Source organism: Ruegeria sp. BE1, from assembly GCF_056538885.1.
The window spans coordinates 1203002-1215856 of record NZ_JBQFTY010000001.1 but is presented as its reverse complement, the minus strand read 5'-3'; the positions used below and the strand labels follow the sequence as shown (position 1 = coordinate 1215856).

At 59.2% G+C, this 12855-nt stretch carries 10 protein-coding genes and 1 tRNA gene; 8 read left to right on the top strand and 3 right to left on the bottom strand.

Going from position 1 to position 12855, the window contains the following annotated elements; genetic code table 11:
• The first annotated feature begins 7 nt into the window (after window positions 1–7).
• The 5 genes from ACR0J5_RS06065 to ACR0J5_RS06045 all read left to right on the top strand — a co-directional run bounded on the left by ACR0J5_RS06065 (window position 8) and on the right by ACR0J5_RS06045 (window position 3830).
• Window positions 8–934, top strand: coding sequence for a methylenetetrahydrofolate reductase (locus ACR0J5_RS06065; RefSeq protein WP_480651364.1), 927 nt, complete (start codon window positions 8–10; stop codon window positions 932–934).
• Window positions 935–943: 9 nt separating this feature from the next.
• On the top strand, window positions 944–1999 hold the full coding sequence (locus ACR0J5_RS06060) for a methyltetrahydrofolate cobalamin methyltransferase (protein ID WP_480651362.1): 1056 nt from the start codon (window positions 944–946) through the stop codon (window positions 1997–1999).
• A gap of 125 nt (window positions 2000–2124) precedes the next feature.
• Window positions 2125–2952, top strand: coding sequence for a polyphosphate kinase 2 family protein (locus tag ACR0J5_RS06055; RefSeq protein WP_480651360.1), 828 nt, complete (start codon window positions 2125–2127; stop codon window positions 2950–2952).
• Window positions 2953–3016: 64 nt separating this feature from the next.
• A tRNA-Gly gene (locus ACR0J5_RS06050) sits at window positions 3017–3090 on the top strand.
• A 14-nt stretch (window positions 3091–3104) separates the two neighbouring features.
• Window positions 3105–3830: an FkbM family methyltransferase gene (locus ACR0J5_RS06045; protein ID WP_480651358.1), complete on the top strand. Its 726-nt coding sequence runs from the start codon at window positions 3105–3107 to the stop codon at window positions 3828–3830.
• Between the two features lie 107 nt (window positions 3831–3937).
• On the opposite strand, the gene ACR0J5_RS06040 is transcribed toward ACR0J5_RS06045, so the two are convergent.
• Window positions 3938–4795, bottom strand: a complete 858-nt coding sequence (locus ACR0J5_RS06040) for a class I SAM-dependent methyltransferase (RefSeq protein ID WP_480651356.1) — start codon at window positions 4793–4795, stop codon at window positions 3938–3940.
• 23 nt (window positions 4796–4818) lie between these two features.
• A complete protein-coding gene (locus ACR0J5_RS06035) occupies window positions 4819–6864 on the bottom strand; it encodes an ASKHA domain-containing protein (RefSeq protein WP_480651455.1) in 2046 nt (681 codons plus the stop codon).
• A 218-nt stretch (window positions 6865–7082) separates the two neighbouring features.
• On the opposite strand from ACR0J5_RS06035, the gene guaB reads away from it, so the two are divergent.
• The 3 genes from guaB (at window position 7083) to ACR0J5_RS06020 (ending at window position 12165) form a co-directional block, all read left to right on the top strand.
• Entirely contained in the window at window positions 7083–8531 is a 1449-nt protein-coding gene (gene guaB / locus ACR0J5_RS06030) for an IMP dehydrogenase (protein ID WP_480651354.1), read from the top strand.
• Between the two features lie 80 nt (window positions 8532–8611).
• Complete coding sequence (locus ACR0J5_RS06025) at window positions 8612–9769, top strand: RsmB/NOP family class I SAM-dependent RNA methyltransferase (RefSeq protein WP_480651352.1); 1158 nt, start codon at window positions 8612–8614, stop codon at window positions 9767–9769.
• 104 nt (window positions 9770–9873) lie between these two features.
• Window positions 9874–12165 carry an ATP-binding protein gene (locus ACR0J5_RS06020; RefSeq protein ID WP_480651350.1) on the top strand — a complete coding sequence of 764 codons (2292 nt, stop codon included), beginning with the start codon at window positions 9874–9876 and terminating at the stop codon, window positions 12163–12165.
• On the opposite strand, the gene ACR0J5_RS06015 is transcribed toward ACR0J5_RS06020, so the two are convergent.
• Window positions 12162–12755, bottom strand: a complete 594-nt coding sequence (locus ACR0J5_RS06015) for a sulfotransferase family 2 domain-containing protein (protein WP_480651348.1) — start codon at window positions 12753–12755, stop codon at window positions 12162–12164. The genes ACR0J5_RS06020 and ACR0J5_RS06015 overlap by 4 nt on opposite strands.
• Window positions 12756–12855: the final 100 nt, after the last annotated feature.

Below are 12855 nucleotides of genomic sequence, written 5' to 3'. Positions count from 1 at the left end.
GGCCGCTATGGCTTTGCTGAATTTCAAAAAACGTGATGCCGTCGAAAACGGCCCTGTGAACCCGACCGTCGAAGCCTTTTTGCAGGGCTACTCGATCGAGGTAATGCCGCGCACCGCCGAAAAGGTCGAGGATTTCCGCGCGCTGCTGCCCGAAGGCACCCGCGTCTACATCGCCCATATCGAGGGCACGCCCATCGAGGACATGGTCAAAACCGCCAAACGCATTGCTGCCGAAGGCTATCCGGTCATGCCGCATTTCCCGGCGCGGATCATCAAGGATGCAGCGACGCTGGAAAACTGGATTTCCATGTATCAGGGCGAAGCAGGCGTCGATCAGGCGCTGCTGCTGGCCGGTGGCGTGGACAAGCCGCACGGCGATTTCGACAGCTCGATGCAGCTGTTGGAAACCGGTCTGTTCGACAAGGCGGGCTTCAAGCGCCTGCACGTTGCTGGCCACCCCGAAGGCAACAAGGACATTGATCCCGACGGCTCGACCAAGAACGTGGATGATGCGCTGCGCTGGAAGCAGAAGTTCAGCGAAACCACCGATGCCGAAATGGCGCTGGCCACGCAGTTCGCGTTCGACGCCAAGCCGATCATCGCCTGGGCCGACAGCCTGAAAGAGGCGGGCATCGATCTGCCGATTCATATTGGTATCGCAGGCCCGGCCAAGCTGCAGACCCTGATCAAGTTCGCCATCGCCTGTGGCGTTGGCCCGTCGCTGAAGGTTCTGCAAAAGCGCGCCATGGATGTGTCCAAGCTGCTGCTGCCCTATGAGCCCACAGACGTGATCACCGAACTGGCCAACCACAAGGCGGCCAACCCGGATTTCAACATCACCAACGTGCATTTCTTCCCGCTTGGTGGCATCAAGACCAATGCCAACTGGGCAATCAATAACGGCGGCGCTTCGGCAAAGCCTGTAAACTCCTAAGGAACGGACATGACCCGTACAGTCGTAGAATCAAAAACAAAAACAGCCGTTCTGGGCTTTGACGAGCCGTTCTGTGTTATCGGTGAGCGGATCAACCCCACCGGTCGTAAAAAGCTGGCTGCTGAACTTGAGGCGGGCGATTTCTCGACCGTTGAGAAAGACGCGCTGGCACAGGTTGCGGCAGGCGCGACCGTTCTGGATATCAACGCGGGCGTTGTCTACAACTCGAACCCCAACCCGAACGAGACCGAGCCGCCGCTGATGACCAAGATCGTCGAGATGGTGCAAGGCCTGGTTGACGTGCCACTTTGTATCGACAGCTCGGTTCCTGGCGCGCTTGAGGCCGGTCTGGCCGCGGCCGAAGGTCGCCCATTGCTGAACTCGGTCACGGGTGAAGAAGAGCGTCTGGAAATGGTTCTGCCGTTGGTCAAGAAATACAACGTTCCGGTTGTTGCGATCTCGAACGACGACACCGGGATTTCGGAAGACCCCGATGTGCGTTTCGCCGTTGCAAAAACCATTGTTGAGCGTGCTGCTGACTATGGCATCCCCGCGCATGACATCGTGGTTGATCCGCTGGTCATGCCCATCGGCGCGATGGCAACAGCCGGTCAACAGGTGTTCGCTCTGGTCCGCCGTCTGCGCGAAGAGCTGGGCGTGAACACCACTTGCGGCGCGTCGAACGTGTCCTTTGGCCTGCCGAACCGTCACGGCATCAACAACGCCTTCCTGCCGATGGCAATGGGCGCTGGCATGACCTCGGCGATCATGAACCCGGTGGCTCTGCCGGTTGGTCCTAAGAAACTGGCCGAAAAGAAAGCCGAAGTCGAAGCCAAGGGGATCATCCTGCCTGCTGATATGGATGATGAAACCTTCTGCCAGCTGTTTGGTCTGGGTTCCACTTTGCCGCGCGCCGGTAAAGAGATGGAGGCCATCCGTGCCGCCAACCTGCTGACCAACAACGACCCGCATGGCGGTGAGTGGATCAAGTTCAACAAAGCCCCTGATGAGGCCGGTGCAGCCGGTGGTGGTCGTCGTGGCGGTGGCCGTCGTCGCCGCGCCTGATCCGCGCAACAGACAAGACAAAGGCCGGGCCCAGCGCCCGGCCTTTTTCGTTTTGATACCGATCAAGGTCAAATCATAAGGGGCAGGGGATACTGAGTGTGTCTTTACGGCACACAGGTATTTTCATGACGCAGCATCATCCTCCGAAACTGGGCGACGCAGACCTATCTAAACGGTTGGGCAAGAAAGCGTATTTCGAAAAGCTGGTAGAGCTTCAGGCGCAGTTGGCCCTGATCCAGCAAGCTTTTCTGTTTCACGGCGCCAAGGGGGTGATTGTGTTTGAAGGTTGGGATGCAGCGGGCAAAGGCGGCACCATTCGGCGCATCAGCCAGGCGCTTGATCCGCGCAGTTTCAAGGTCTGGCCCATTGGCGCGCCCCGCAACTACTATCTGAACCGCCATTACCTGTTGCGGTTTTGGGAGCGGTTGCCACCTGCGGGCGCGATCTCGGCCTTTGATCGCAGCTGGTATGGCCGGGTGATGGTTGAACGGCTTGAACACTTCACGCCCGAGCACCGCTGGCGCGCCGCGTATCGCGAGATCAATGATTTTGAAAGGATGCTGGTCGATGACGGAACGCGGATCGTAAAGCTGTTCTTTCACATCTCGCCCGAGGAGCAGATGGCCCGGTTCACCGAACGTCTGCAAAACCCGATGAAGCGCTGGAAGCTGACCTATGAGGATTTCCGCAACCGTGAGCGCTGGTCCGAGGCCGAGGTCGCGGTGGATGAGATGCTGGCCCGGACCTCGACCGAAATCGCGCCCTGGCATGTGATTCCGGCCAACAACAAGAAACATGCGCGGATCACAGCAATGCAGGCGATTGTCGATGCGTTCTCGAAGGATATCGATCTGAGCCCGCAACATCTGGACAGACGGACACTGGATGCAGCCTGCGAAGCGCTGGACGTGGATCAGGCCTTGATCGACAGTCTGCGCGCCCGGACCGAGTAAATTCTGATCCCGTCCGAATGACGCTTGAAGTCGCTCCGGGGGCGGTGTTATCCATCACAGCGCGGCGGGTATGATGTAATGGTAGCCTGTCAGCTTCCCAAGCTGAACGCGCGGGTTCGATTCCCGCTACCCGCTCCAAAGGACTGATTTGAATGAAAACTGAACTGACACGGCGTGCCAGGGGGCTGGCCAAAAGAGGTGGACCAGTCGGCGCTTTGGCCAGGCTTTCGGCAGTGGTCGATCATTCCGGGGCTGTTTTCGATATTGGCGTCAACCGGGGTACGATAGCGCGCCATCTGATCCGCATCTTTCCCAACAGTCAGTGTTATCTGTTCGAGCCCTTGCCGCAGCAGGCGGCTTATGTCGCCGAACGGTTCAAAGAGTTCAGACATGTGAATGTCGTCGAGCAGGCGCTGAGCAATGAGGTTGGAAGGTCCGAGTTCTTTGTGGGTGAAAGTTTGGGCACGTCCTCTTTGCTGTCGATGAATGAGGCCGCGCTGGAACATCATCCCGAGGCGACAGTGGCGACCTCCATCGATGTTGAATTGAACACCATCGATACGTTCTGCGAAGAGAACGGGATCGACCATGTCGCGTGCATGAAGATCGACGCGCAAGGATCAGAACTGAACATCTTTCGCGGCGCTGAGCGAATGTTGACGGAACAGCGGATCGACATGATCATGTTCGAATGGTTCAACACCCCGCATTATGAGAATTGTCCGCTGATCCTGGACCTCTGGAACGAGCTCGATCGCCGCAACTACTCAATGTACAACATCTTTCCCGGGCGTTCTTTTGCAAATGGCCAGCGGCGCTTTGGGGATGCGGTGTTCATCTCCAACAAGTTCCGCGACACCAATCTGCAAGAGCTTTAGGGCGTTTCGGATTTTACCTGAATCACTCTGTGACACGAATGTCCCGAGAACGCCGCAGGCGCGGCAGGGTATTCGTGTCTCAAGTTAAACCCGAAACGCTTTAGGGCCTACACGGCCCGCCGTGCCTGAAACAGGTTGATCAGGGCGGGAATGTTCACGACATCGCCCGTGGCAAAGGGCGCGAATTCACGAGCAACCGCTTTGCGAATGACCGCGATATCCTCGGGTCCACCGTCGAAATGGGCAATCACACGCGCGGCGGGGCCAATCCGGGTGCAGAGTGCTGCGCAGTCGTCAAGCGAGCCGTGCACGGGCAGGGTGACAGGGACCGCATCCACCTGAATATCCGTCAGACCGGCCTCGGCCAGCAGGCCGCATACCCGTTCCTGATCGTGAAAGGCCAGCGGACCCGGTGCGTTGCGATCCATTTTGGGCGGGGTGCCCAAACGCTCGGTCGCTGCGACATGAGGCAGATGGAACCACGGGTTGCCCGACAGCGGGCCCCAGGCGGCAAAGGTCATCTGACCGCCGGGTTTCAAAGCGCGGGCCATGTTGGTAAAGGCCGCGACCGTGTCTTCGAAAAACATAACGCCAAAGCGTGAGATCATGGCATCCCGGTCGCCTTCGGCAAAGGGATGGGTCTGGGCGTCCGCGTATTGAAAGCCGACATTCTGATGCCCCGCCTCTTGCGCACGCTGGGACGCGCGGTCAAGGAAGGGTTGTGAGAAATCGGCGGCCAGCACATGGCCGTCCGGTCCGACGGCTTGGGCCGCCAGAACCGTGCTGGCCCCGGTGCCACAGCCGATATCCAGAACGCGGTGCCCCGGTTGCAGATCGGCACGTGCCAGCACCAGATCCAGAACCGGGGCCAGAAGGGCGTCCATCTGGTCTTCATAGGTCAACCACTTGGCCCCTGAGGGCGAGTTTCCCCAGAATTCAGCCTGTTCTTCGTTCGCTATGGCCATGTCGCCTCCGCCGTTTGCGAGGACTATGACCTCCGGCGGCGGCGACGGCCAGATTTTTCGTCATCCCCGCCACCAGTGTTGAACGACGGTGAGGGTAGGGTGACCACCTGCCCAAGCTCGGGGAAGGGATCGGTTTTGTGCGGGATCGCGTTTGCGGCCACGAAGTGATCCTGAAACTTGGGTTCGATGGCGGTTTCGACCTTGGTGATCTCGCGCACGACGCGCTCAATCTCGACCCGTGCTCCGATATTGCAGAGCGCGATCCGCGCCCCGGTGCCAGCGGCATTGCCGGCGCTGCTCACCTTGTCCAGCGGCGCGTCGGGGATCATGCCCAGAACCATCGCGTGTTTGGTTGAGATATGCGCGCCGAATGCGCCGGCCAGAACGACCCGGTCCACGGTATCGACATTCATCTCATCCATCAGCAGGCGCGCACCGGCATAGAGCGCCGATTTGGCCAGCTGAATGGCGCGGATGTCGCCCTGGGTGACGGTGATGCGCGGGCCACCTTCGGCGCTGGCGTCGTGGATCAGATAGGCGTTGGTGCGCCCCTCGGGCACGCAACGCGCGGTGCCGGTTTGTTCGGCCGAGCCGATCAGGCCGCTTTCGTCCAGCAGACCGGCGATGCGCATCTCGGCCACGGCCTCGATGATGCCCGAGCCGCAGATGCCGGTGATGCCTGTGGTGGCGACGTCCTGATCGAAGCCGTCCTCGTCAGACCATTTGTCGGACCCGATGATGCGGAACCGGGGTTCTTTGGTGACCGGATCAATCTCGATCCGTTCAATCGCACCGGGTGCGGCGCGTTGGCCGGAACTGATCTGAGCGCCCTCGAACGCGGGGCCGGTGGGCGAGGAACACGCCAGCACACGGGTGGTGTTGCCCAGCAGGATTTCCGCATTGGTGCCCACGTCTACAATCAGCACGAGGTCTTCGGATTTGCCGGGTTCCTCGGACAGGGCAACGGCGGCGCAATCCGCCCCCACATGGCCCGCGATGCAGGGCAGGATATAGATCTGCGCGCGCGGGTTCATCTTGGTCAGGTCCATCTCACGCGCGGGCAGGGACATGCTTTCGGACGTGGCCAGCGCGAACGGAGCCTGACCCAGTTCCACCGGGTCCAGACCCAGCAGCAGGTGGTGCATGACCGGGTTGCAGACAAACACCGTCTCGACGATCAGCTCGGGATCGATCTCGGCCTCTTGCGCGATTGAGACGGTCAGATCATTGATCGCCTCGCGCACGGCTTTGGTCATCTCCTGATCGCCGCCGGGGTTCATCATGGCATAAGACACGCGGCTCATGAGGTCTTCGCCAAAGCGGATTTGCGGGTTCATCAGGCCCGAGGACGCCTTGACCTCACCCGTCTCCAGGTCGGTCAGATGCGCGGCCACGGTAGTTGAGCCCAGATCGATGGCCAGACCGTACAGGCCCTTTTCGTGCAGGCCGGGCCAGATTTCGACGATGCGGCCCACGGTGTCTTTGTGGCCTTTGTGGACGGCGACCGTGACCTCCCACTTGCCTTTGCGCAGTACGGGCTGCAGCTTGGCCATCAGGGACAGATCGGCAGTGACGGCTTCAATCTCCCACTGGGTGCGCAGGGCGCGTTCCAGACGCTCGAGATCACCGGTGGGCGAGTGCATGTCGGGTTCTTCGACCACAACAAAATACAGGCGGGTGGCCGGGTCCATGGTGATGGCGCGCGCCGCAGCGGCCTTGCGGACGACCTGACGGTGCACCTGGCTTTCTGGTGGCACGTCGATCACGATGTCGCCCTGAACGGTGGCCTGACAGCCCAGACGACGGCCCGGTTTCAACCCGCGCTTGTCGTCATAGCGTTGTTCGACCGCGTTCCATTCGCTCAGCGCGTCCTCGGACACGGTCACGCCGTGCTTGGGAAACTCACCATAGCTGGGGGTGATCTGACATTTCGAGCAGATCCCACGCCCGCCACAGACGGAATCCAGATCGACGCCCAACTGCCGGGCGGCGGTCAGAACCGGGGTGCCCACGGGAAAGTGCCCGCGTTTGCCGGATGGGGTAAAAACGACAAGAGGTTCGGTGGTCATCTGGGACATGCCTTTTTGTATTCGCGCGTATTCCGGGCAAGATATGGTTTTGCAGCCAAAGGGAAAGGGCATTCAGCGGCACCTTTTGCACATGTTGCGTCGTTTTTTGCCGCGTCATCCGCCCGCAGGGTGAAACTAGTTCAGGTCGGGGGCTTTTCCTTGGGTTCAATCCATGTAATAGGGTCACCGCCAAACGGGCTTTTGCATGGGGTTAACAGATGCAGATTCGTGAGGCACTCACCTTTGACGACGTTCTTCTTGTTCCGGGCGCATCTTCTGTGCTGCCTGCAACGGCGGATACGACCACGCGCGTGACACGCGCAATCAGCATGAACATCCCGCTGCTGAGTTCAGCAATGGACACCGTGACCGAGGCGCGCATGGCCATCGCCATGGCGCAGGCGGGCGGCATTGGTGTCATCCACAAGAACCTGACGGTCGAGGAACAGGCCCGCGAGGTGCGGCGGGTCAAGCGGTTTGAATCGGGTATCGTCTACAATCCGGTCACTCTGCGCGCGGATCAGACGCTGGCCGATGCCAAGGCGTTGGTTGACCGCTACAATTTTACCGGTTTCCCGGTTGTCGACGCGGACGGACGCGTTGTGGGCATCGTGACCAACCGCGACATGCGCTTTGCAACGTCCGATGATCAGCCGATCAGCGCGATGATGACTGTCGATAATCTGGCGATGCTGCAGGAACCCGCCGATCTGGAAGAAGCCAAAAGCCTGATGAAGGCGCGTCGGATCGAAAAGCTGCTGGTTGTCGACGGCACGGGTAAACTGACGGGCCTGCTGACGTTGAAAGACACCGAGCAGGCCGTGCTGAATCCGACCGCTTGTAAAGACCCCTTGGGCCGGTTGCGCGTTGCGGCGGCGACCTCGGTTGGGGATGCCGGGTTTGAACGGTCCGAACAGCTGGTGGATTCGGGTGTCGACATTATCGTAGTGGACACAGCGCATGGCCACTCGCAGGGTGTTCTGGATGCGGTAAGCCGGGTCAAAACCCTGTCGAATGAGGTTCAGATCATCGCGGGCAACGTTGCAACCGGCGAAGCCACCAAGGCGCTGATCGATGCGGGGGCGGATGCGATCAAGGTGGGGATCGGGCCGGGTTCGATCTGTACCACGCGGATGGTTGCGGGGGTCGGCGTACCGCAGCTGACGGCGATCATGGATTGCGCCTCGGCCGCTGGGGACGTTCCGGTCATTGCCGATGGCGGCATCAAGTTTTCGGGCGATTTTGCCAAGGCAATTGCGGCGGGTGCGTCTTGTGCCATGGTTGGATCGATGATCGCGGGCACCGATGAAAGCCCGGGCGAGGTCATTCTGTACCAAGGCCGTTCGTTCAAATCCTATCGCGGCATGGGCAGCCTGGGTGCGATGGCGCGCGGCTCGGCGGATCGCTATTTCCAGAAAGACGCCGCAAATGACAAGCTGGTGCCCGAAGGGATCGAGGGGCAGGTGCCTTACAAGGGCTCGGCCAGCGCCGTGGTCCACCAACTGGTCGGCGGTCTGCGTGCTGCGATGGGCTATACCGGCTGCGCCACCGTGGAAGAGATGCGCAAGAACTGCAATTTCGTCAAAATCACCGGCGCGGGGCTGAAAGAAAGCCATGTGCATGACGTGCAAATCACCCGCGAAAGCCCGAACTACCGGGTCATGTAAGACCGGTCTTCAAGGTTCACGGCGCCCGCGTTTGGGCGCCGTTTTGTATTTTTGGTGCGCTATCAGGATCGGACACCCTCATGACACCGTCTGCACGCATACAGGCAGCCATCGAAATCCTTGATCAGATACTGTCGGGCGCACCTGTCGAAAAATCCCTTACCAATTGGGCGCGACGCAGCCGGTTTGCGGGCTCCAAGGATCGTGCCGCCGTTCGGGATCATGTGTTCGACGCCCTGCGGTGCAAACGCTCTTACGCTGCGCTTGGCGGGGCTGAGACCGGGCGCGGCATGATGATTGGTGCCGTTCGCGCCTTGGGTGGCGACGTGGCCGAACTGTTCACCGGTATCCGCCATGCACCTGAACCTGTCGCCGAAGATGAGGTCGGGCGCAACTTTGTCTCGGACGCAGAGCGGTATGACGTTCCCGAATGGCTCTGGCCCCGGTTTGAGGCCGCGTTAGGCGATCAGACTGTGCCTGTTGCACAGGCACTGCAGCGCCGCGCGCCCGTGCATCTGCGGGTGAACCTGATTAAGACCTCCCGCCCGGATGCTATTGCCGCTTTGGCCGGTGACGGGATCGAGGCTGCGCCGCATCCTGCCTGTGACACAGCTCTGGAAGTTACCGAAGGGGCGCGCAAGATCGGCCAAAGTCGTGCTTTTTCCGGTGGTCTGGTCGAATTGCAGGACGCTGCCAGTCAGGCCGTTATTGCGGCTTTGGACCTGCGCCCTGGGCTGCGTGTGCTGGACTATTGCGCCGGCGGTGGTGGCAAATCGCTGGCGCTGGCCGCGCATCAGGGGGTTCAGGTTTTTGCCCATGACATCAATCCCGCCCGTATGCGCGACATCCCCGCAAGGGCTGACCGGGCCGGGGCCAAAGTTGAAATCCTAACGCTAAAAGACGTTGATCAAAACGGGCCGTTTGATGTGGTGTTGGTGGATGCACCCTGTTCGGGCAGTGGGTCGTGGCGGCGTGCACCTGCGGGGAAATGGGCTTTGACCGAAAACCGTCTGCACGAACTGACAGAGATTCAGGTGGGTATTCTGAACCAGCTTGCCCCCATGGTCGCGCCGGGTGGTGTTCTGGCCTATGCCACCTGCTCGATGCTTGAAGATGAAAATGGCGCAGTGGTTGACGCTTTTTTGCGCAAAAACCCGGATTGGGCTGCGGGTTTGCAGAAAACATGGCTTGTTTCCCACGGTGCAGATGGATTTTTCTCGGCACACTTGACGCGATAACGCTTCGGTCATTAGCAACTTAAGGTAGAAATGCCGGTTTTTCTTAAACTGTCATTAACTATATTTGGGTTGCTTGTCCGGGCACTTATCGAATTGAGTTGTAAATGACCGATACTACCGAAGTTTTTGCCGATCCATCTTCTCAGGGTACCCCGACCGGACTGCGATTGACGCCACTGATTTTGATCGGAGCAGTGTTGATCGCCTCACCTTTAATGGGCGTGGTACCTCGGCTCTGGCAGACGGGTTTTGTCGTGGCCGGCGTTTCCTTGTTGGCAGCGGCTTTTCTGGTCGTTCTGAAAAGCAAAATCTCCGAGTACCAGGCCCGGCAAACCGTCAAAACCATGGCAGTGTTTACGGACCAGGACGCCTTCCCAAGTGTTATCACAAGCGCAGAGGGTGTCATTCTGGCCGCCAATCCCGAAGCACGTACGCAGTTTCAAGCCTTTCCAGGAGCGCGACTGGAACGCAGCCTGAAGTCCTTGTTTGCCAACCCGTCATCGATTTTGCTGCGGTTGCAATCCAAGGCGGAAATCTACGGCAAAGTGCGTGAGGATATCGTTACCGTTGGTTCCACTGTGCCGGTTTCCATTTTTGACGTGGGAGGCGGTCGTTTTTGCTGGCGGTTTCATCTGGATACGTCTGGCCAGTGGGACACCGCCGCCGTTCCGGTCTTGACCGAAGGGCGCAACGGCACAGTCTTGCGGATCAACGATGCCGCGGCGCATCTGCTTGGTGGCAGACCAGAGACACTGCACAACGTCATCTCTGGTGAAATCCACGCGCAGGGCGCGTTTGTTGACGTTCAAACGGAAACCGGCCCGGTCTCGGCTGTGGTGTGCGAACTGGGGCGATCAGGCAATGTCCGTGACCTGCTTATCGCGCCCATCGACTCGGGGGGGCAAGAAAGCCCGGGCGCATCTTTTGCCGATCTTCCTGTACCGGTGCTGCATCTGGCTCCGGACGGATGTATCCTGGAAGCCAACCGGCTTGCCCTGGCGCTGATCGGGGACATTGAGCCCGGCGTAACCAATGCAGACCATCTGTTGTGCGGTCTCGGGTATCCCATTTTGGACTGGTTAACGCGAACGGCTGCGCAAGAGCCTGCCACGCGATCCGAATTCCTGCGTCTTAATCGCCGTGACAAAGAGGTGTTTGTTCAGGTCACCCTGAACCGGATTGTGACAGATGGGCAAGTCCAACTGATAGCTGTCCTGAACGATGCCACCGAACTGAAAACGCTTGAAGCACAATTTGTGCAGGGTCAAAAGATGCAGGCCGTCGGGCAATTGGCGGGCGGCGTTGCACATGATTTCAACAACCTCCTGACTGCGATATCAGGGCATTGCGACTTGCTGCTATTGCGCCATGATCAGAATGACCCGAATTATGGCGATTTGGTTCAGATCAACCAGAATGCCAACCGGGCCGCGGCGCTGGTCAGCCAGTTGCTGGCCTTTTCGCGCAAGCAGACCTTGCAGCCTGAGGTTTTGGACTTGCGTGACACGATCTCGGACCTGATCCACCTGCTCAATCGGTTGGTGGGCGAGAAAGTCCGCCTGATCCTCAGCCATGATCCGGTTCTGAAACCCGTGCGGGCGGACAAGCGGCAGCTGGAGCAGGTGTTGATGAACCTCGTGGTGAACGCACGCGATGCCATGCCAGACGGAGGAGAGGTGCGGATCGAGACCGAGGTTGTGGTCTTGAACACACCCCTGACCCGCGACCGGGCTACGGTTCAGCCCGGCGAGTATGTCACGGTCAAGGTCATAGACAGTGGTGTCGGGATCCCTGCGGACAAGCTGCAAAAGGTGTTTGAGCCGTTTTACACCACCAAGCGCACCGGTGAAGGTACCGGATTGGGGCTGTCCACGGTTTACGGCATCGTCAAACAGACAGGGGGTTTCATCTTTGTCGACAGCCTGCAGGGGCATGGGACGGAGTTTATCGTCTACTTGCCGGTTTGTACGGTTCGACCGGACGTTCAGCCCGCGATACCCGCCGTGGAGGATGCGCAGACAGCGCGGCAAGGGGAAGGCGTGGTTTTGCTGGTTGAAGACGAAGCCCCCGTGCGCGCCTTTGCCACCCGTGCACTCAGGCTAAAAGGCTACACGGTGCTTGAGGCCGAGTCGGCGGAAGAAGCGCTGCGCTTGCTCGAAGATGAGGGCCTGAGCGTTGATGTCTTTGTCACCGATGTGGTGATGCCCGGCATGGATGGTCCCACTTGGGTGCGTGAGGCGATGAAGACGCGGCCGGATGTTCAGGTGGTCTTTATGTCGGGATACACCGAAGGAGCGTTCGGTGATTCAGGACCCGAGATTGCCAATTCGACCTTCCTGCCAAAGCCGTTTTCTCTGAATCAACTGACCGAGACAGTGTTTCAGCAATTGAACTAAAGCGCGGCCTCGTGACAGGCGAACTCAGCTGCGTGCGCTGAGCGAAAGGCGCGCTCGGTCTCGGGCGTCAGGGTCAGGTCCCGATGGGGGGAGACGTTCTCTTGCCTCAGCTCGATCTGCATGTTCAGGCGGTCTTGCAGAAACTCAAGGATCTTGTCCTGGTTTTCGTATTTGAACACGTGGCTGGCGCCAAACCCGTTGTTTCTGGTGCGAAAGAACTGGCTTTGGCTACCAACATCGGCGCATTCGGGGCGAGGGTTTTGCATATAGGCCTGCACGAAATCGTCAAAGCTTAGGTCGTGTGTCGAATGGGGGTGCCCGATCCGATCATCGCGGCTGCGAAACTTGTACCAGCTGCCCAGCCAGTCGATCGGTTCACGCACAACGGCCATAATCTCCATCTCGGTGTCGTACATTTTTCTGAAAATGTTCTGGAAAAAGCGATCATAGCGGCGCACCGGCGCGTGTTTCAGGTCTGGTGGTCCCGTCACCACAAAGTCAGCACGATCCTTTAGCGCCGAGTGATAGGCGGTGCTGCCTGTCTTGGGAACGGCCAGAAACGCAAGGCGTTCCTTATAGAAAACAAGCATTTATGTGCCTTTTGTTTGGTATCACTACTGTTGCAGATTGGCGTAAACGACTCTTTAACACAATTGCCCAACAGTGAGGTCTGTAAGTTTTTATTGAAAT